The organism is Streptomyces sp. 3214.6, from assembly GCF_900129855.1.
GTDB lineage: Bacteria > Actinomycetota > Actinomycetes > Streptomycetales > Streptomycetaceae > Streptomyces > Streptomyces soliscabiei.
In genome coordinates this window covers 5,496,628-5,516,075 of record NZ_LT670819.1, presented here as the reverse complement: position 1 = coordinate 5,516,075, position 19,448 = coordinate 5,496,628, and the positions used below count along the sequence as shown (strand labels likewise).

The 19,448-nt window shown below is 72.8% G+C and carries 15 protein-coding genes; 8 read left to right on the top strand and 7 right to left on the bottom strand.

Annotation, left to right across the window (positions count from 1 at the left end):
* Window positions 1-61 precede the first annotated feature (61 nt).
* The 6 genes from B5557_RS24960 to B5557_RS24935 form a co-directional block, all read right to left on the bottom strand.
* Complete coding sequence (locus B5557_RS24960; RefSeq protein WP_079661547.1) at window positions 62-1,909, bottom strand: acetyl/propionyl/methylcrotonyl-CoA carboxylase subunit alpha; 1,848 nt, start codon at window positions 1,907-1,909, stop codon at window positions 62-64.
* A 13-nt stretch (window positions 1,910-1,922) separates the two neighbouring features.
* Window positions 1,923-3,521, bottom strand: coding sequence for an acyl-CoA carboxylase subunit beta (locus tag B5557_RS24955; RefSeq protein ID WP_079661546.1), 1,599 nt, complete (start codon window positions 3,519-3,521; stop codon window positions 1,923-1,925).
* Window positions 3,518-5,209, bottom strand: a complete 1,692-nt coding sequence (locus tag B5557_RS24950) for an acyclic terpene utilization AtuA family protein (protein WP_079661545.1) — start codon at window positions 5,207-5,209, stop codon at window positions 3,518-3,520. The genes B5557_RS24955 and B5557_RS24950 overlap by 4 nt, the downstream gene beginning before the upstream one ends.
* Window positions 5,206-6,000, bottom strand: coding sequence for a TIGR03084 family metal-binding protein (locus tag B5557_RS24945; RefSeq protein WP_079664984.1), 795 nt, complete (start codon window positions 5,998-6,000; stop codon window positions 5,206-5,208). Before B5557_RS24945 ends, B5557_RS24950 begins: the two co-directional genes overlap by 4 nt.
* A gap of 157 nt (window positions 6,001-6,157) precedes the next feature.
* The gene (locus B5557_RS24940) at window positions 6,158-7,129 is read right to left on the bottom strand and encodes an EamA family transporter (protein ID WP_231976023.1); all 972 of its coding nucleotides are present in this window, start codon (window positions 7,127-7,129) and stop codon (window positions 6,158-6,160) included.
* 149 nt (window positions 7,130-7,278) lie between these two features.
* The gene (locus tag B5557_RS24935; RefSeq protein ID WP_079661543.1) at window positions 7,279-8,409 is read right to left on the bottom strand and encodes a lipid II:glycine glycyltransferase FemX; all 1,131 of its coding nucleotides are present in this window, start codon (window positions 8,407-8,409) and stop codon (window positions 7,279-7,281) included.
* Window positions 8,410-8,649: 240 nt separating this feature from the next.
* Here B5557_RS24935 and B5557_RS43865 point away from each other — a divergent pair, with 240 nt between their 5' ends.
* The 8 genes from B5557_RS43865 (at window position 8,650) to B5557_RS24900 (ending at window position 16,410) form a co-directional block, all read left to right on the top strand.
* Complete coding sequence (locus B5557_RS43865) at window positions 8,650-8,817, top strand: hypothetical protein (protein WP_159424427.1); 168 nt, start codon at window positions 8,650-8,652, stop codon at window positions 8,815-8,817.
* A 24-nt stretch (window positions 8,818-8,841) separates the two neighbouring features.
* The gene (gene mhpA, locus B5557_RS24930; protein WP_079661542.1) at window positions 8,842-10,389 is read left to right on the top strand and encodes a bifunctional 3-(3-hydroxy-phenyl)propionate/3-hydroxycinnamic acid hydroxylase MhpA; all 1,548 of its coding nucleotides are present in this window, start codon (window positions 8,842-8,844) and stop codon (window positions 10,387-10,389) included.
* A gap of 129 nt (window positions 10,390-10,518) precedes the next feature.
* Entirely contained in the window at window positions 10,519-11,514 is a 996-nt protein-coding gene (locus tag B5557_RS24925) for an acyl-ACP desaturase (protein WP_079661541.1), read from the top strand.
* A complete protein-coding gene (locus tag B5557_RS24920) occupies window positions 11,511-11,777 on the top strand; it encodes a phosphopantetheine-binding protein (RefSeq protein WP_079661540.1) in 267 nt (88 codons plus the stop codon). The genes B5557_RS24925 and B5557_RS24920 overlap by 4 nt, the downstream gene beginning before the upstream one ends.
* Entirely contained in the window at window positions 11,767-12,996 is a 1,230-nt protein-coding gene (locus B5557_RS24915; protein ID WP_079661539.1) for a beta-ketoacyl-[acyl-carrier-protein] synthase family protein, read from the top strand. Before B5557_RS24920 ends, B5557_RS24915 begins: the two co-directional genes overlap by 11 nt.
* 60 nt (window positions 12,997-13,056) lie before the next feature.
* Window positions 13,057-14,148 (top strand): type III polyketide synthase, encoded by a 1,092-nt coding sequence (locus B5557_RS24910; RefSeq protein WP_079661538.1) that lies wholly within the window; start codon window positions 13,057-13,059, stop codon window positions 14,146-14,148.
* A 34-nt stretch (window positions 14,149-14,182) separates the two neighbouring features.
* Entirely contained in the window at window positions 14,183-15,760 is a 1,578-nt protein-coding gene (locus tag B5557_RS24905) for an MFS transporter (protein WP_079661537.1), read from the top strand.
* Window positions 15,757-16,410, top strand: coding sequence for an isoprenylcysteine carboxyl methyltransferase family protein (locus B5557_RS24900; RefSeq protein WP_079661536.1), 654 nt, complete (start codon window positions 15,757-15,759; stop codon window positions 16,408-16,410). Before B5557_RS24905 ends, B5557_RS24900 begins: the two co-directional genes overlap by 4 nt.
* Window positions 16,411-16,415: 5 nt before the next feature.
* Here B5557_RS24900 and B5557_RS24895 read toward each other — a convergent pair whose 3' ends face one another.
* Window positions 16,416-19,319, bottom strand: a complete 2,904-nt coding sequence (locus tag B5557_RS24895; protein ID WP_107472727.1) for an FAD-binding and (Fe-S)-binding domain-containing protein — start codon at window positions 19,317-19,319, stop codon at window positions 16,416-16,418.
* Between the last annotated feature and the right edge of the window lie 129 nt (window positions 19,320-19,448).

Below are 19,448 nucleotides of genomic sequence, written 5' to 3'. Positions count from 1 at the left end.
GGTCCGCTGTGGCTGAGCGCGCTCGCGCGGTGGAACCGCATGTCGATGCGGCCCCGCGCCCCTAGGTGTCCTGCACTACCGCCAGCAGAGTGCCGAGTTCCACTTGCTGTCCTGCCGTCACCGGTAGAGCCGTCAGCGTCCCCGTCACCGGTGCCGAAATGACGTGTTGCATCTTCATCGCTTCGAGCCAGACGATCGGTTCGCCCGCCTGGACACTCGATCCGGTGATGAGACCTTGCGCGAGCTTGACGATCGTTCCCGGCATGGGTGCCAGGAGGGAGCCGGGGGCGTGCTGGATCGCCGGGGCGGGGAAGCGGGGCAGGGCCGTGAGGGTGGTGGCGTTGACGTGGACCTGGTCGCCGTAGCGGGCGACGTCGAAGCGGCGTCGTACGCCGTCGATCTCCAGGACGACCAGGGTCGGGTCCGCGTGCACGACCTGGACGCCCTCTGCCGTGAGGCCCCTCCGTGTGTGCCGGTAGGCGATCTCGATCTCCTCGCCGCCCCTCGCGTACCGCTTGGTCTGCGGCTGGGACGGCAGGTTGCGCCAGCCGCCGAACCGGGACCCGGTACGCGCTTCGGCGAGCGCGGCGGCGAGCGGGGCGTGCGGGTCGGCGGGCACGGCCGTCAGTTCGGGCAGGTGACGGTCGTAGAAGCCGGTATCCATGCGGGCGGACGTGAACTCCTCGTGGCGCAGGGAGCGGACGAGGAGGTCGCGGTTGGTGGCCGGGCCGTGCAGGACGGTGCGTTCCAGGGCGCCCGCGAGCTTGCGGACGGCCTCCGCGCGCGTGGGGGCGTGGGCGACGATCTTGGCGAGCATGGCGTCGTAGTGCACGCCGATCGGGTCGCCGTCCTCGTAGCCCGTGTCCAGGCGGACGCCCGCGGGGACGGCCAGGCGGTGCAGGGTGCCGGTCTGGGGGGTCCAGTCGTGCGCCGGGTCCTCGGCGTAGAGGCGGGCCTCGACGGCGTGGCCACGCGCGCGTGGGGGCTCGGGGGCCAGCGCGGCGCCCTCCGCGATCCGGATCTGCTCCGCCACCAGGTCGAGGCCGAAGACGGCCTCGGTGACGGGGTGTTCGACCTGGAGGCGGGTGTTCATCTCCAGGAAGTGCGCCCGGCCGTCCGCGACGAGGAACTCGACCGTGCCCGCGCCCGCGTAGTCCACGGCGCGTGCGGCGCGGACGGCGAGCGCGTGCAGTTCCTCCGTGAGGTCCTGCGGCAGTGCGGGCGCCGGCGCCTCCTCGACGACCTTCTGGTGCCGTCGCTGGAGGGAGCAGTCGCGGGTGCCCAGCGCCCACACCGTGCCGTGGGTGTCGGCGAGGATCTGCACCTCGACGTGGCGGCCGTTGTCGACGTACGGCTCGACGAACACCTCGCCGTCACCGAAGGCGCTCGCGGCCTCCGCGCGCGCGCCGTCCAGCGCGGCGCTCAGATCCTCCAGGCGGCGCACGACGCGCATTCCGCGCCCTCCGCCGCCCGCGGCGGCCTTCACCAGCACCGGCAGGTCGGCGTCCGTCACCTCGTCCGGGGCCAACGGCGCGAGCCCCAAGAGCTGCTTCGCGCGGGTCTTGGAGGCCATCGCCTCGATCGCCTGCGGCGGCGGGCCGATCCAGACCAGGCCCGCGTCCAGGACCGCGCGCGCGAAGTCGGCGTTCTCGGAGAGGAAGCCGTAGCCGGGGTGGACGGCGTCCGCGCCCGCGGCGACGGCCGCCTTCACGATGAGGTCGGCGCGCAGATAGGTCTCCGCGGGCGCCGCTCCCGGCAGTCGAACCGCCGTGTCGGCCCCGCGCGCGTGGAGCGCGTTCCCGTCGGCGTCCGAGTGCACGGCGACCGTCCGGATTCCCAACTCACCGCAGGTCCGGACGATGCGGCAGGCGATCTCGCCGCGGTTGGCCACAAGTACAGTCCCGATCACGTGATCTGATCCCTCACATCCGGAAGACGCCGAAGCCGCCGCGCGCACCCTCGTACGGCGCCGTGTGGATGGCCGACAGGCACAGGCCCAGGACCGTGCGGGTGTCGCGCGGGTCGATGACGCCGTCGTCGTACAGCCGCCCCGACAGGAACTTCGGCAGCGACTCCGCCTCGATCTGCTGCTCGACCATGGCGCGCAGGGCGGCGTCGGCGTCCTCGTCGTAGGGCTGCCCCTTGGCGGCCGCGGACTGGCGGGCGACGATCGACAGCACGCCCGCGAGCTGCTGCGGGCCCATCACCGCCGACTTGGCGCTGGGCCAGGCGAACAGGAAGCGGGGGTCGTAGGCGCGCCCGCACATGCCGTAGTGGCCGGCGCCGTAGGACGCGCCCATAAGGACGGACAGGTGCGGGACCTTCGAGTTGGAGACCGCGTTGATCATCATCGCGCCGTGCTTGATGATGCCGCCCTGCTCATACTCGCGGCCGACCATGTAGCCGGTGGTGTTGTGCAGGAAGAGCAGCGGGATGTCGCGCTGGTTGGCGAGCTGGATGAACTGGGCGGCCTTCTGGGACTCCGCGCTGAACAGGACCCCTTGGGCGTTCGCCAGGATGCCGACGGGATAGCCGTGCAGGGTCGCCCAGCCGGTGACGAGGCTCGTCCCGTACAGGGGTTTGAACTCGTCGAAGTCGGAGGCGTCGACGATCCGGGCGATCACCTCGCGCGGGTCGAAGGGGGTGCGCAGATCGTCCGGGACGATCCCCAGGAGCTCTTCCTCGTCATACTTGGGGGGTACGGCCGGGCCGGGATCCTCGTACGCCTTGCGGTGGTTGAGGCGGGCCACCACGCGGCGTGCCTGCCGCAGGGCGTCCCGCTCGTCGACGGCGAAGTGGTCGGCGAGACCGGACACGCGCGCGTGCATCTCCGCGCCGCCCAGGGACTCGTCGTCGCTCTCCTCCCCGGTGGCCATCTTCACCAGGGGCGGACCGCCGAGGAACACCTTCGCCCGCTCCTTGACCATGATCACGTGGTCGGACATGCCGGGGACGTAGGCGCCGCCGGCCGTGGAGTTGCCGAAGACGACCGCGACGGTCGCGATCCCGGCCGCCGAGAGCCGCGTCAGGTCCCGGAAGACGGCGCCGCCGGGGATGAAGATCTCCTTCTGCGAGGGCAGGTCGGCGCCGCCCGACTCGACCAGGCTGATGCAGGGCAGCCGGTTGGCGAGGGCGATGTCGTTGGCGCGCAGGGCCTTCTTCAGCGACCAGGGGTTGCTGGCGCCGCCGCGCACGGTCGGATCGTTGGCGGTGATCAGGCACTCCACGCCCTCGACGACCCCGATGCCGGTGACGAGCGACGCGCCGACCGTGTAGTCGCTCCCCCAGGCCGCCAGCGGCGACAGCTCAAGAAAGGGCGTGTCGGGGTCGAGGAGCAGCTCGATGCGCTCGCGGGCGAGGAGCTTGCCGCGCGCGCGGTGCCTGGCGACGTACTTCTCGCCGCCCCCCGCCAGCGCCTTCGCGTGCTCGGCGTGGAGGTCGGCGAGCTTGCCGAGCATGGCCTCGCGATGGGCGCGATGGTCGGGGCCGTGGGTGTCCAGGGCGGACGTGATGACCGTCAAAGGAGGGCCTCCGGGATGTCCAGGCGGCGGGAGCGCAGCCATTCGCCGAGCGCCTTGGCCTGGGGGTCGAAGCGGTGCTGTGCGGCGACGCCGGCGCCGAGGATGCCCTCGACGACGAAGTTCAGGGCACGGAGCGAGGGCAGGACGTGCCGGGTGACCGTCAGCTCACGGCTCTCGGGCACGAGCTCGCGGAACCGGTCGGCGGTCAGCGTGTGGGCGAGCCATCGCCACGCCTCGTCCGTGCGCGCCCACACCCCGACGTTGGCGTCCCCGCCCTTGTCGCCGCTGCGGGCGCCCGCGACCAGCCCGAGGGGGGCGCGCCGTACGGGTCCGTCCGGCAGCGGATCGGGAAGCGGGGGTTCCGGTACGTCATCGAGTACGAGGGTGTCGGTGGCCGGGGCCACGGGAATGCGGCGCCCGTCGGCGAGGACGGCCAGGTGCGCGACCTCACCCTGGGGGACGTACGCGGCTTCGAAGATGCCGTAGGGGGAGCCCTTCCCCGGCGGGGCGAGGACATGGAAGCCGGGGTAGCTCGCCAGCGCCAGTTCCACGGCCGCGCCACTCAACGCCCGCCCCACGACGGCCTGTTCGGGATCGCGTACGACGAGTCGCAGCAGCGCGCTCGCCGTCTCCTCGGTGTCGGCGTCGGGCCGGTCCGTGCGGACCAGCTCCCAACGGACTTCCTCAGGAAGGTTCTTGGTGAGGACATCCGTCATCTGCTCGCGCACCAGCGCCGCCTTGGCCTCGATGTCGAGGCCGGTGAGCACGAAGACGACCTCGTTGCGGAAGCCGCCGATGCGGGTGCGACCGACCTTGAGCGTCGGGGGCGGGGCCTCGCCGCGCACGCCGTCGATCCGTACCCGGTCGGGGCCGTCCTGGGTGAGCCGTACGGTGTCCAGGCGGGCGGTGACGTCGGGTCCCGCGTACCGGGCGGCGCCGGTCTCGTACAGCAGTTGGGCGGTGACCGTGCCGACGTCGACGAGCCCGCCGCTGCCGGGGTGCTTGGTGATGACGCAGCTGCCGTCGGCGTGGATCTCGGCGACGGGGAAGCCGGGGCGGCGCAGCTCACGGCCGGCCCGGCTCGCGTCCCGGAAGAAGGCGTAGTTGCCGCCGGTGGCCTGCGTCCCGCACTCCAGGACGTGTCCGGCGACGACGGCGCCCGCGAGCCGGTCGTACTCCCCCGGCTGCCAGCCGAAGTGGGCGGCGGCGGGGCCGGTGACGAGGGCCGCGTCGGTGACCCTTCCGGTGACGACGACGTCCGCGCCCGCCCGCAGACAGGCGGCGATGCCGAAGCCGCCGAGGTAGGCGTGGGCGGTGAGGCTGCCGGGATGGCCGGGGGTGAGGTCGTCGCCCTCGACGTGCGCGACCCGAACGGGGATGCCGAGCCGGTCGGCCAACCGCCGTACGGCGTCGGCGAGTCCTGCCGGATTGAGGCCGCCGGCGTTGGTGACGATCCGGACGCCGCGCTCGTGAGCGAGGCCGAGGGACTCCTCCAACTGCCGCAGAAACGTACGGGCGTATCCGGCGGACGGGTCCTTCAGCCGGTCCCGGCCGAGGATCAGCATGGTGAGCTCGGCGAGGTAGTCGCCGGTGAGGACGTCGAGTTCGCCGCCGGTGAGCATCTCGCGCATCGCGTCGAAGCGGTCGCCGTAGAAGCCGGAGGCGTTGCCCACCCGCAGGACGCTCACGAGGCCGTCCCCTTCGGCGGACGGCCCTTGCCGGGCGGGCCCGCGAAGGCCTGGGCGACGTCCAGCCACTGGTCGGCGTCGGGGCCTTCGGCGTGCAGGGCGAGGTCGTCGCGGTGGGCGCGCTGGGTGACCAGGCGGCAGAAGTCGAGGGCGGTGCCGGTGACGCGATCGTCGGCGTCCGGCGGCCCGTATGTCCACAACTCGCCCGAGGGGCCGGTAAGTTCGACGCGGAACTCCTCGAACGGCGTGGGCAGTCCGTGCATGCCGAAGGCGAAGTCCCGGGTGCGGACGCCGAGGCGGACGATGTGCCGGAGCCGGTCGGTGGGCACGGCCGCCACGCCCAGCGCGTCCGCCACGTCCAGGCCGTGCGCCCAGGTCTCCATCAGCCGGGCGGTCGCCATGGAAGCGGCGGACATGGGCGGCCCGTACCACGGGAAACGCGCCCCCGCGGGCGCTGCCCGCAGGGCGTCCGCCAGAGCCTCACGGCCGGCCCGCCAGTCCGCGAGCAACCGCGCGGGCGGCTTATCGGCCCCCTCCTGCGCACCGTTGTCGACGAAGTCCCCGGGTTCGGCCAGCGCCTTCTCCACCTCACGGGCGAAGGCGCCCTGATCGGTCACGGCCAGCACGGAGGAGCGGTCGGTCCAGGCGAGGTGCGCGATCTGATGGGCGACGGTCCAGCCGACGGCGGGCGTCGGCAGCGTCCACTGCTCCGGCCCCAACTCGGCTACCAGCCGGTCGAGTTCGTCGCTTTCGGCACGGAGATCGTCGAGCACGGGGGTCGGGTCGGCCATGGGGTGGAGCATGGCAGCGCCCCCAAAAACAATCAAGCGCGCTTGCATTAATTTGTACGGAACGGCGAACCGGACGGGGTCGGCCGAGACAGCCGGCGAGGCGCGGCCCGCCCCGCCCCGCCCCTCCCTGCCCCGCCCCGCCCCGCCCCGCCCCGGGTCAGGAAGCGGGGCGCTTCCTCCCTCGCGCCACCTGCGTCCGCACCGCGCCCATGCTCGCCCCGACGACCAGGGCGATCGCGGCCGCCTGGAGGGTGGTGAGGGACTGGTCGAGGACGAGGAAGCCGGCCGTGGCGGCGAGGGCCGGTTCCAGGCTCATCAGGACGGCGAAGGTGGAGGCGGGCAGGCGGCGCAGGGCGAGGAGTTCGAGGGTGTAGGGCAGGACCGAGGAGAGCATGGCCACCGCCGCGCCCAGACCGAGCGTCACCGGGTCGGCCAGTTTCGTGCCGGACTCGGCGAGGCCCAGCGGGAGGAAGAGCAACGCGCCCACCGCCATCGCCAGGGCCAGGCCGTCCGCCTGCGCGAAACGGCGGCCGGTGCGGGCGCTGAAGACGATGTACGCCGCCCACATCGCTCCCGCGCCGAGCGCGAACGCAACGCCCACCAGGTCGACGCCGCCGCCGAAGCCACCGCCGCCGCCCCCGCCGTGTCCCGCGTCTCCGCCACCGCTGAGCAGGAAGACGCCCGCGAGGGCGAGGCCCGCCCAGAGGAGGTTCAGCGCGCGGCGCGAGGCGACGACCGAGAGGGTCAGCGGGCCGAGGACCTCCAGCGTCACCGCCAGGCCCAGCGGGATGCGGTCCAGCGCCTGGTAGAACAGGCCGTTCATCGCGGCCAGCGTGACCCCGAAGGCGACGACCGTGCCCCAGTCCGCGCGCGAGTGGCCGCGCAGCCGCGGCCGGCAGACGACCAGCAGCACCACCGCCGCCACCAGCAGCCGCAGTGCCACCACGCCCAGCGCGCCCGCCCTCGGCATCAGCGTCACCGCCAGCGCGCCGCCGAACTGCACGGAGACCGCGCCGGCGAGCACCAGTCCGACCGGACCGAGGGAGCCGAAGCGGCCCGGGGCGGCGGCCGGGGCGGCTGTGCCCGGGGCCGAGATCTGCGGTGAGGTGGCGGTGTCGGGGGTCGTCACGGGCGGTCCAGGTGCTCGGCGTGGCCGGCGTGGTCGGGTTCGATCCAGGCCGTTCATCACGGTGTACTTACCAGTCCAGGCTAATGGACCACGTCAGGTGTGTGAACCCATTTAGCCTCTGTCTCGGGCTGTGAGACGTGCGACGACGTCTACCTGCGCGACATGTACAGATCCAACGCCTTGTGCAGCAGCTTGTTGAGGGGGAAGTCCCACTCCCCCAGGTACTCCACAGCCTCTCCGCCCGTGCCCACCTTGAAGCGGAGCAGGCCGAGCAGGTGGTTGGACTCCTCCAGGGTGTCGGTGATGCCGCGCAGGTCGTAGACGGCGGCGCCGAGTTCGTGGGCGTCGGCCATCATCCGCCACTGCATGGCGTTGTTGGGCTGGACCTCGCGCCTGCGGCTGGTGGAGGCGCCGTACGAGTACCAGACGTGCTCGCCGACGGTCAGCATGGTGGCCGCCGCGAGGACCTCACCGTCGTGGTGGGCGAGGTAGAGCCGCATACGGTCGGGGTGTTCGGCGTTCAGCTCGCTCCACATCCGCTGGAAGTAGGGCAGCGGACGCGGGAGGAAACGGTCGCGCTCGGCGGTCTCGGTGTAGAGCGTGTAGAAGGCCGGGAGGTCCTCGTAGCCGCCCCGGACGACCTTCACGCCCGCCTTCTCCGCCTTCTTGATGTTGCGCCGCCACTGCTGGTTGAGGCCGCCGCGGACCTCCTCCAGCGTCCGCCCCGCGAACGGGACCTGGAAGACGTAGCGGGGCTGACCGGCCGCGAAGCCGTCCTCGCCGCCCGGCTCAGCCTGCTGCCAGCCGGCGCGGCGCAGCCGCTCGGCGACGTCGAGGGCGCCCGGCTCCTGCGAGCTCGCCTCGGCGTCCCCCAGCCGGTGGGCGGCCGGGTCGGCGATGGCCGCCTTGACGGCGTCGGCGCTCCAGCGGCGTACGACGACGGGCGGGCCCATCTTCACCGAGAACGCGCCCCGCGCCTTCAGGTGCCCGAGCATCGGCGTCAGCCAGCGTTCCACCAGGTCGGGTGCGTGCCACGCAGCACCGAGGAGCGGCCCCTCGGGCAGATAGGCCAGGTACTTCTTCAGCCTGGGCAGCGGCCGCGACAGCGCCAGCCCCGCTCCGACGAGCCGCCCCTCCTCGTCGAACCAGCCCAGGCTCTCCGCCCGCCAGTCCGGCTTCACATCCCCCCACGAGGGGACCTGCATATGGCTCGCGGAGGCACGGGCCGCGACGAACGCCAGATGCTCGTCACGACTGATGGACTGAACACGCAGGCTCATGGTGGGGCCCCTTCGAACGGCCGTTTACGGCCACGATAGGAGGTCAACAGCCCGGGTCCCGAGGCCCAAAGCCTCCAATCGCCCGCATGTCACTCATTCATTCATTCATTCACGCCTTCGGGCGTAGATCATCGGGGAGACCGCTGAACGCCCTGGTGAGGCTGGTCGGCCATGGCACGATGCGGAACCACGATGCTCCCGGGGCATCGGTTCGTCGCTACACGAGGAATCCGAATCCGCATGAAAAAGACGGCAAGCAGCGCGGCAAGCAGCGTCCTGGACGACGGCATGTCCCTGGAGGGCTCGGCTGCCGAGCTGCACCGGGCCGTGGTGCATCACTTCGCTCAACTCGTCGATCCGCACCTCATGCGCTACGGCGTGTTCCGTGCCACCAAGCCCGAAGTCTGACCGGGCTCGGGGCGGGGGCTTGGGATGAGCCGGTCGCAGGTGCCGGTGGTCGTCGTCGGGGCGGGCCCCACCGGGCTCGCTGTGGCGACCCTGCTCGGCTTGTACGGCGTCGAGTGCCTGGTCCTGGAACGCCGGCAGCCGGTCTGCCCGCAGCCCCGAGCGGTTCACCTGGACGACGAGGTGTACCGGATCCTGGCCTGGCTCGGCGTGCGCGAGCAGTTCGCCGCGATCTCCCGGCCCTGCCTGGGGATGCGCCTGGTCGATCGGGAACTGCGCCCGCTGGCGGAGTTCCAGCGGGCGTCGGGGGCGGGCGTGCACGGTTACCCCGAGGCGAACATGTACGACCAGCCGGAGCTGGAGGCGCTTCTGTGCGCCAACCTCACCCGGTTCCCCGGCGTCACCCTGCGTAGCCGGACCGAGGTCACCGGTCTGGACCAGCGCGACGACGGGGCGGTGACGGTCCGGATCACCGACCGGGCCACCGGTGAGCGGGATGTCCTGCGCGCCGGGTACGTGCTGGGCTGCGACGGCGCGAACAGCCGCACCCGGTCCTGGATCGGCGCCGCGATGCGGGACCTGGGCCCGGCACAGCGCTGGCTCGTCGCCGATGTGGTCACCGACGCAGACCTGGGGCAGTGGGAGGGCGCACACCAGGTCTGCGATCCCACCCGTGCGGCGGCGTACATGCGGATCGGGCCGAGACGCTACCGCTGGGAGTTCCAGCTGGGCCCTGGGGACGTGGCCGATGACTACCGCGACATCGCCCGGCTGTCCCCGCTGATCGCGCCCTGGACCGGCACCGTCCCAGCCGGGGAACTGCAGCTCGTACGCGTCGCCGAGTACACCTTCCGCGCCCAGGTCGCCGACCACTGGCGGGACCGGCGCGTGTTCCTGCTCGGGGACGCCGCCCATCTGACGCCCCCCTTCATCGGCCAGGGCCTGGGCGCCGGACTGCGCGATGCGGCCAACCTGTCCTGGAAACTCGCGGCCGTTCTCTGCGGCAGCCTCCCCGAAGCCGTCCTGGACACCTATCAGAGCGAGCGGAAACCGCACGCCCGCGCACTGATCCGGATGGCGAAGCTCGTCGGGAGCGCGATGACGCAGGGCGGCGATCTCGGCAACGTCCTGCGCCGGTCGCTGCTGCCCCGGCTGGTCCTGCTGCCCTGGTTGCCGACCTTGGCCGTCAGGAGCGAGACACCGGCACTGCGCCGTTCCGCACTGGTCCGGAGGCCACGGCTGCGCCGGGGCCTCGCGGGCAGCCTGTGCCCGAACGCGCCGCTCGACCCCGCTGACCCACGTCACAGATTCGACGACCTTGCCCAGGGACGGTTCGCGCTCGTCACGACCGAGCGCCCGGCCGAAGCCCTGTGCACCGAGGTGCGGCGGCGCGGCGCCGTGCTGGTGGTGGCAGGACCCGGCACCGCACTGCACCGCTGGCTGCGCGGCGGCGGCGCACGGGCGGCCGTCGTGCGCCCCGACGGCACGGTGCTGTGCACGGCACGCGCCGCACCCGATGTGTGCCTGAACCTACCTGCACTGAAGAGTCATCCGGTCAGTCCCCCGACCGGATGAACTCAGTGACACGTCGTTGAGGAAATCTCCGGACGAGTGAAAGATCGTTTCGTATTGCATCGGCCCGCGTTCCCATAACGGGGTGCACGAACCAGCGTGCACAGGTGAGGACACGTCAGGGAGGGATCGATGGGCGATGGCCCCACCGAGGAGGAACGCGTCCTGCGGGAGCTGGAGCCCTCGGTCGAACGGCTGCTGGAACAGCATCTGGCCACCGCGCGTGACTGGCTTCCGCACCAGTACGTGCCGTGGAGCGCGGCACGCGACTTCGAGGGCCCGCTGCGGGGCACGGCCTGGACGCCGGAGCAGTCGGCACTGCCCCAGGCCGTCCAGGATGCGCTGGTCGTGAACCTCCTGACGGAGGACAACCTGCCCAGTTACCACTTCGAGATCGCCACCCGGTTCGGCCGGGACGGCGCCTGGGGCTCGTGGGTGCATCGGTGGACGGCCGAGGAGGATCGCCACGCTGCGGCCCTGCGCGGCTACGTCCACGCCCGCCGCGCCGTGGACCCCGCCGCGCTTGAAGAGCTGCGCATGCGGCATGTCGGCACCGGATACCGGGCCGGCCTGCCGACTCTCCTGCACTCCCTGGCGTATGTCACGGTCCAGGAGCTGGCGACCCGGCAGGCGCACCGCAACGCCGGAGCCGCCTGCCAGGACCCCGTCGGCGAGCAGCTGATGGCGCGGATCGCGGCGGACGAGAACCTGCACATGCTCTTCTACCGGGGACTGTTCAGCGACGCGCTCGCCCTGTTCCCCGACTCGGCCCTGACCGCCCTCGCGGACGTCCTGCACGATTTCGAGATGCCCGGCGCCTCCCTCCCCGGTTTCCGGGCGCGGGCGGCTCGGATCGCGGCAGCCGGCATCTACGGCCCGGACGTCCACCTGGAGCACGTGGTGGTCCCCCTGCTGCGCGCGCTGCAGGTGATGTCCCTGACCGGCCTGGGACCCACCGGCGAGCAGGCGCGGGACCGGCTGGACGCCGACCGGGAGCGGCTCACCGCACGGGCGGCCCGCGCCCGGGAGCTGTTCGACCGCATGAAGACCCCCCACGAAGACCGACCGCGCGAAGATCTCATCAAGGCTTCTCGCGAAGACCCCACCGCACGGGAGGCACACGTATGACCCAGGCGACACCCCACGCGCTCCCCGAACAGCTCTTAGCTTTGCTGACCCAGCACCTGGAGATCGATGCGGACCCCGCGGACCTCACGCCGACGACCAGCTTCGAAAGCCTCGACGTGGATTCCCTGGCCCTGATGGAACTGGTGGTGGCGGCGGAGGAGGAGTTCGGGATCGTTCTGCCCGAGGACACATTGGACCTCTCACCGTCCTCGACGCTCGCTGACGCGGCCCGCGCCTTCGCCGCCGCTCGCCATGCCCGCTGAGATCGCCGTCACCGGCTTGGGCCTGGTCACCCCGGCCGGGCACACGCCCGAGGAGAACTGGGGGGCCCTGTGCCGGGGAAGCTCGCTGGCCGCCCGCGATCCCGAACTCGCCGGACTGCCCGTCGACTTCTCCTGCCAGGTCACCGGTTTCGACCCGGTGGCGGAGCTCGGCCGTCCGCTTGTCCGGCGTGCGGACCGGTTCATCCAGTTCGCCCTGGTGGCTGCCCGCAGGGCCGTCGCCGACGCGGAGTTGGGCAGCGTCAGCGAAGGGGGGCTCGGCGAGCGGGTCGGCGTCGTCCTCGGCGTCGGATCGAACTGCCTGAGCACCTACGTCACCGAGTTCGGTCATCTCGGCGCCGACCAGCCGGAGCGGGTCTCGCCGCTCGCGCTTCCGCGCAGCGTGCCGAGTATGGCCGCCGGTGAGGTCGCCATCGACCTGGGAGCGCGCGGCCCCAACTTCACCACCGCCAGCGCCTGCGCATCGGGCGCCACCGCGCTCGGCGTGGCCCGGGACCTGCTGCGGTCAGGCACCTGCGACATCGTGTTGGCGGGCGGCAGTGAATCGGCCCGGTCCCGGATGACGGCCACCTGCTTCACCCGGATGCGCGCGCTGTCCCGCCGCCGGGAGGAGCCGGAGCTGGCCGGCAGGCCGTTCGACGCGCGACGTGACGGCTTCGTCCTCGGCGAGGGCGCCGCCGTCCTCGTTCTGGAACGAGCCGCGGACGCGCGCGCCCGTCGCGCCCGGATGCTGGCCGTGCTGCGCGGGTACGGCGCCGGCGCCGACGCCCACCACCCCGTGGCCCCGCACCCGCGCGGCGAGGGCGCCGCACGGGCCATCACGGCCGCGCTCCGGGACGCGGACTGCCGCCTCGCGGACATCGCGCACGTCAACGCCCATGGCACCGGCACCCCGCTCAACGACGCGGCGGAAGCCGCCGCCCTGAGCCGGGTCTTCGGCGACGGGGTGCCCCCGGTCACCGCGGCCAAGGGCGTGATCGGGCACGCCCTCGGGGCGGCGGGAGCGATCCAGGCGGCCTACACGGTCCTCGCCCTGCGCCACGGGCTGGTGCCCCCGGTCGCCAACTTCGAGGGACAGGACGGCGACCACAAACTCGACATCGTGGCCGGACGGCCGCGCCCGACGCCCCTGGGGGCGGGACTCAGCTGCTCCTTCGGCTTCGGGGGCCAGAACGCGGTCCTGCTGTTCACGGCCGAATAGCCACCATCAGACGCGCAAACGGCAGCAGAAAGGGCGAGATTCCGAGTGTCGCCAGATCAGATGACGACCGTCCGTGGGCGCTGGGGGCCGGCCGCACCCGGACCACGGGTGAGGGCCATCCGCACCGCCGTACCACCGCACCGGTTCTCCCAGGCGGAGATCATGGACGCCCTGGCGGGCACAACGCTGGGACGGTCACAGACCGGCAGGCTGATGCTCCGCAAGATCCAGTCCAACGCCGAAGTGACCACCCGCCACTTCGCCCGCCCGCTCGCGGAACTACGCGCGCTCACCGACTTCACCGACGCCAACCGGCTGTGGCTCCAGACCGCCCTGGAGCTGGGCGAACAGGTGCTCACCGAGGCGCTGGAAGCGGCCGGCACCCGGCCGGGGGACGTCGACGCGGTGATCAGTACGACGGTCACCGGGCTGGCGGTGCCCTCCCTCGAAGCCCGGCTTGCGCACCGGGTGGGAATGCGCCCCGACGTCCGTCGGATCCCCCTGTTCGGCAACGGCTGCGCGGGCGGCGCCGCGGGCCTGGCCCGGCTGCGTGAATACCTCCTCGGCCACCCCGACGACACCGCGGTGCTGCTCTCGGTCGAACTGTGCTCGCTGGCCTACCAGATGCAGGACACGTCGATGGCGAACATCGTCGCCGGCAGTCTCTTCGGGGACGGGGCGGCCGCCGTGGTGGCCACCGGCGCCCGAGGACACCGGGACGGCCCCGAACTGGTCGACGCGCAGAGCCACTTGGTGCCCGCCACCGAGGACGTGCTCGGCTGGGACATCGGCTCCCACGGCCTGCGCATCCTGCTGGCCCCCGAGGTGCCCGCCCTCACCGCCGAGCATCTGCCGAAGGCCGTGTACGACCTGCTGGGCCGGCACGCGCTCACCCCTGGCGAGGTCGCCACCTGGATCGTCCACGGCGGCGGACCGAAGGTCCTCACCTCGGTGGAACGCGCCTTCGACCTGCCGCCCGACGCGCTTGAACCGACCCGGCGGTCCCTCGCGGAAAACGGCAACCTCTCCTCCGCCTCCGTCCTGCACGTGCTGGACACGGTCATGACGACACCGCCGCCCGCGGGCGCGCCCGGCCTCATCGCCGCCATGGGTCCCGGGTTCGCCATCGAGCTGGTCCTCACCCGCTGGTGAGACCACATCCCGTCGCAATGGAGGGCGTCCACGGATGACTTCTACGCCGGCCCTCCCGAGCGGAGCAGCGGTGGCACTCGGCCCGACCGGGCGCCGCGGGGTCCTCGGCGTCATGTGCCTCGCGCTGATGCTCGTCACCGCTTCCATGTCCGCGCTGAACCTCGCCCTGCCGGACATCGGCCTTGACCTGTCGGCCTCCTTCACCTCGCTCACCTGGATCGTCGACGCCTACACGGTGGCCCTGGCCGGCCTGGTGCTGCCGCTGGGCGCCCTGGGCGACCGGGTCGGCCGACGGGCCGTGCTGCTCGTCGGCGCCGTCGTCTTCGGCGGCGCCGCCTTCACCGCCTCGGCCGCTTCCAGCACCACCGCTCTCATCCTGTGCCGCTTGGTGATGGGCCTGGGTGCCGCGATGATCATGCCGGGGACGCTGTCGACCATCACCGCCGTCTTCCCGGCCGAGCGGCGTGCCAAGGCGGTCGCGGTCTGGTCCGGCTGCGCCGCCGCCGGGTCCATCCTCGGCATGCTCGTCTCCGGGACCCTGCTGGAGTGGTTCTCCTGGCGGTCGATCTTCGTGACCTGCGGGCTCGTCGCCTCGGTCACCGCTCTGGCCGTCGCCGTGCGGGCCCCCGAGTCCAAGGACGCCTGCCCCGGCCGCTTCGACACCGCCGGAGCCGTCTGCACCGCGCTCGCCCCAGGCGCGCTGGTGTACGCGCTCATCGCGGGCAACGAGCAAGGCTGGCGTACCCCTCAGGTCGTCGCCGCGCTGGCCGTCGCCGTGGCGGCCGGCAGCGCCTACGTCGTCATCGGCCTGCGCACCGAGAATCCGCTGCTCGATCCGCGCCTGTTCCGCGTGCGGGAATTCTCCGCCGGCAGCGTGGCACTGACCGTACAGTTCATGGTCCTGTTCGGCTTCTACTTCGTCGGCCTGCAATATCTGCGGCTCGTCCTCGGCTACGGCCCGCTGCGCTCCGCCGTCGCCCTGGTGCCGGTGGCCCTGGTCGTCGTACCGACCTCGCAGACCACCCCCCTGCTCGTGCGGCGCGTCGGCATGCGCGTGGTGATGATCAGCGGACTGGTCCTGCTGGCGTCCGGGCTGCTGGCCATGTCGCTGCTCACGGCAGGCTCCGGTTACCCGCCCTTCCTCGGCAGCGTCCTGTTGGCCGGCCTCGGCCTCGGCCTGACCGGCGCCGTCGGCACCTCGGCCATCACCGGCTCGCTGCCCGCCGACCGGCAGGGCGTGGCATCGGCCGCCAACGACGTCACTCGCGAGATCGGCGCGTCCATCGGCATCGCGCTCATGGGCTCCGTCTTCGACAGCCGCTACGGGTCCTCCCTCACTTCGGACCTCGACGGGCTCCCCGGGCAGGCGGCGGAAGCGGTGCGCCGCTCACCGGCGGGCGGCCTGTATGTCGCGAACCTCCTGGGCCCACGGGGTAGCGGGCTCGCCCAGGACGTCCGCGACGCGTTCATGAGTGGCATGTCCGCGGCGGTCGTCGCAGTGGCCGTGGTCACCGCCGCCGCGATCTGCTTCCTCGGACTCGGCTCATCGAGGACGTCCCGGAAACCCGCCCCGCACGGCGGGAGCGAGGAGCCCGAAGGAGTGCCGAAATGACACTGCCCGGCACGGCCGCTGTCCCCCTCGGGGCGCTGGTCCTGGTCGCCGCCATGTGCTGCGTGCGTCTGGTCGAGCTGTGCGTGGCCCGGCGCAACACCCGCTGGGCCACCGCGCACGGCGGTGTGGAGTACGGGCGCCGGTCCTACCCGGTCGTCGTCGTCCTGCACACCTGCCTCGTCCTCGGCATTCCCCTCGAAGTGGCCCTCGCCCACCGCCCGTTCGTCCCGGTGTTGGGCTGGTCGGCCGTCGCCGTCCTGGTGTTGGTGCAGGCCGTGCGTGGATGGTGCATGCACGCGCTCGGGCCGCGCTGGAACACCCGGATCGTCGTTGTCCCGGCTCTTCCACTCGTCCACCACGGCCCGTACCGCTATCTGCGCCATCCCAACTACATCGCGGTGGTGCTGGAGGGCGCCGCCCTGCCGATGGTGCACACCGCCTGGCTGACGGCCGTCCTGTTCACCTCGGGCAACACCGTCTTCCTCGCCTTCTGGGCCCGGATGGAGGACCGGGCCCTGCGGCTCAACACCCATGCCCGGCACAGACCCCCCGCAGGTACCGGACTGCCGTGCGACCTGCGACGTGGTCAGCCGGGTGGCCGTCGCGAGCTGACGGGCGGACAAACCGGCGGGAGCGGACGGGAGGGATGAGGTTCTCAGGGGGAACCTGCTTCCTTTTCCTCCAGCCCCTCCACCAGCGCCTCCTCCAGCACCTCCGCCAGATGCCTCCCCCGCACCCCTGCCAGTTGCTCCAGCTGGGTCCGGCAGGAGTAGCCGTCCGCCAGGATCACCGCCCCCTCGGGGGCGTTCCGGACGGCCGGGAGGAGCTGTTCCTCCGCGCAGGCCCTCGACACCTCGAAGTGGCCTTTTTCGAAGCCGAAGTTGCCGGCGAGGCCGCAGCACCCGCCCCTCAGGTCCCCGGTGAGCCCCGCGGCCTCGCGCAGCCGCCGCTCGGCCGCGTCGCCCAGGACCGCATGCTGGTGGCAGTGGGTCTGGCCGACCGTCGGACGGTCCAGGCGGGGCGGGGTCCAGTCGGGCGCGTGCCGCTCCAGGGCCTCCGCGAAGGTGAGGACGCGGGCGGCGAGGCGGCCCGCGCGCGGGTCGTCGGACAGCAGCTCGGGCAGATCGGTGCGCAGGGCGGCCGCACAGCTCGGCTCCAGGACGACGACCGGGGCGGCCGTCTCCAGCACCGGCTCCATCAGGTCGAGCGTGCGACGCAGCACCACGCGCGCGTGGTCGAGCTGGCCGGTGGAGACGTACGTCAGGCCGCAGCAGACCCGCCCCCGGCGAGCCGTCAGCAGCGCGGCCGACGCGCCGACGCCCCTGGACCGGCCGTCGCCCACCGGACGGCCCCGCATCCGCAGCGTCGGCGGCAGCGCCACCCGCAGCCCCGCCGCCTCCAGGACCCGGACGGCCGCCCGGCCCACGGACGGCGACAGATACTCGGTGAAGGTGTCCGGCCACAGGACGACCAACTCGCCCGACTCACCCGACTCACCCAACTCACCCGACTCGCCCGACTCGCCCGACCCGCCCATACCCTCGACGCGCGATTCGCCGCTGCCGACGGTCGGCCGTCCCCGCTTGCGCCACCACCCGCTGAACGTCTCGCGCGCCAGCCGTGGAATCTCCCGCTCGGGCGCGATCCCGCCGGCCCGTCTCACCGCCCATGCGAGGGGCCGTACGCGCGCGAGGGCGTTGACGAGCCCCGTCGCGCGCGTGCGGGACGCCCACCGCAGCCACAGCGGCAGCCGCCCCATGCTGTAGTGCGCGGCCGGACGCCGTCGTCCCTCGTAGTGGTGGTGCAGGAACTCCGCCTTGTAGGTGGCCATGTCGACCTCGACCGGGCAGTCGGAGCGGCAGCCCTTGCAGGACAGACACAGGTCCAGCGCGTCCCGGACCTCCGTGGAGCGCCAGCCGTCGGTCACCAGCTCACCGGCCAGCATCTCGTGCAGCAGCCGGGCACGCCCGCGCGTGGAGTGCTCCTCCCGGCCCGTGACACGGAACGACGGGCACATCACGGACTCGCCGGCCGCCGACGTCGTACGGCACTTCGCGACGCCCACGCAGCGGCGGACGGCAGCCGAGAAGTCGCCACCGTCGGCCGGGTAGCCGAAGGCCACCGGGACGGGCTCGCGCGGCAGCACCGAGAAACGCAGTCCGGCGTCCAACGGGGCGGGGCGCACGAGCATCCCGGGGTTGAGCAGGTCGTCGGGGTCCCACAGGTCCTTCGCCCGCTCGAACAGCGCGACGAGTTCGTCCCCGTACATTCTGGGCAGCAGCTCGGCCCGTGCCTGGCCGTCGCCGTGCTCGCCGGAGAGCGAGCCGCCGTGGGCGACCACCAGGTCGGCGAGTTCCTCGGAGAAGCGGCGGAAGCGGCCGACGCCCGCCGCCGTCAGCAGGTCGAAGTCGATACGGACGTGGATGCAGCCGTCCCCGAAATGGCCGTACGGCGTGCCGTGCAGGCCGTGCGCGGCGAGCAGCCCACGGAAGTCCCGCAGATACGCGCCGAGCCGGGCCGGCGGCACCGCGCAGTCCTCCCAGCCGGGCCACGCCTCTGAGCCTCCCCCAGCCATCCGGGTCGCGGTCCCGCTCGCGTCCTCCCGGATCCGCCACAGCGCCCGCTGCCCGGCGGGGTCGCTCACCACCCGCGCGTCGACGACGTCCGCCGCGCGGACGATCGTCTGCGCACGCGCGCGTGCCTCGTCGCCCGTCTCCCCTCCGGTCTCCACGAACAGCCAGGCCGCGCCCCTGGGCAGCCCGGCCGCCGCCGACGACGGCACCAGGTCGGCCGCCATCCCCTCCACCGTCAGCGGGCCGTACGGCAACAGCCCGGCCGCGGCCTCGGCGGCGGCGCCCTCGTCGGCGTAGCCGAGCACCGCGAGCGCACGCGCGCGTGGAGCCTCGACAAGCCCCACGACGGCCTCGGTGAGCACGCCCAGGGTGCCTTCGGAGCCGCAGAAGGACCGGGCGACGTCGGCGCCGTGCTCGGGCAGCAGCGCGTCCAGCGAGTACCCGGAGATTCGGCGCGGCAGGTCGGGAAACCCGGTCCGCAGCCGTGCCAGTTCCCCCTCGACCAGCCCTCGCAGCCCGTCCGGCGCCCCCGCCCACCCCTGCCCGAGCCGCAGCCGTCGCCCGCGCGCGGTGACCACGTCCAGCTCGCGCACGCTGTCCGCGGTCGTCCCCCAGGCGACCGAGTGGGAGCCGCACGAGTTGTTGCCGATCATCCCGCCGAGCGTGCAGCGGCTGTGCGTGGACGGGTCGGGCCCGAAACGCAGCCCGTGCGGGGCGGCGGCCTCCTGGAGCCGGTCGAGGACGAGCCCCGGCTGCACGACCGCCGTCCGCGCCCGCGGATCCAGGGTGACCAGCCGGTTCATGTACCGCGTGAAGTCCAGCACCACCCCGACGCCGGTGGCCTGCCCGGCGACGGACGTCCCGCCGCCCCGCGCGACCACCGGCACCCCGGCCTCCCGGCACACCGCGAGCGTGGCGGCCACGTCGTCCGCGTCCCTGGGCGCAACGACCCCGACGGGGACACGCCGGTAGTTGGACGCGTCCATGGTGACGAGGGCCCGGGAGGTGACGTCGAAGCCGACGTCCCCCCGCACGGCCCGGCGCAGCTCACCCTCAAGACCCTGAAGACCCTCCGGAACTGTCACCTGTCCAGGAAACCAAAAAACTCGTCTCAC

Excerpts from the sequence above, each read along its gene's own strand:
- B5557_RS24945 (WP_079664984.1), bottom strand. The coding sequence starts at position 6,000 with ATGGCCGACCCGACCCCCGTGCTCGACGATCTCCGTGCCGAAAGCGAC.
- B5557_RS24935 (WP_079661543.1), bottom strand. The coding sequence starts at position 8,409 with ATGAGCCTGCGTGTTCAGTCCATCAGTCGTGACGAGCATCTGGCGTTC.
- B5557_RS43865 (WP_159424427.1), top strand. The coding sequence starts at position 8,650 with ATGAAAAAGACGGCAAGCAGCGCGGCAAGCAGCGTCCTGGACGACGGC.
- mhpA (WP_079661542.1), top strand. The coding sequence starts at position 8,842 with ATGAGCCGGTCGCAGGTGCCGGTGGTCGTCGTCGGGGCGGGCCCCACC.
- B5557_RS24925 (WP_079661541.1), top strand. The coding sequence starts at position 10,519 with ATGGGCGATGGCCCCACCGAGGAGGAACGCGTCCTGCGGGAGCTGGAG.
- B5557_RS24920 (WP_079661540.1), top strand. The coding sequence starts at position 11,511 with ATGACCCAGGCGACACCCCACGCGCTCCCCGAACAGCTCTTAGCTTTG.
- B5557_RS24915 (WP_079661539.1), top strand. The coding sequence starts at position 11,767 with ATGCCCGCTGAGATCGCCGTCACCGGCTTGGGCCTGGTCACCCCGGCC.
- B5557_RS24910 (WP_079661538.1), top strand. The coding sequence starts at position 13,057 with ATGACGACCGTCCGTGGGCGCTGGGGGCCGGCCGCACCCGGACCACGG.
- B5557_RS24905 (WP_079661537.1), top strand. The coding sequence starts at position 14,183 with ATGACTTCTACGCCGGCCCTCCCGAGCGGAGCAGCGGTGGCACTCGGC.
- B5557_RS24900 (WP_079661536.1), top strand. The coding sequence starts at position 15,757 with ATGACACTGCCCGGCACGGCCGCTGTCCCCCTCGGGGCGCTGGTCCTG.
- B5557_RS24895 (WP_107472727.1), bottom strand. The coding sequence starts at position 19,319 with ATGGACGCGTCCAACTACCGGCGTGTCCCCGTCGGGGTCGTTGCGCCC.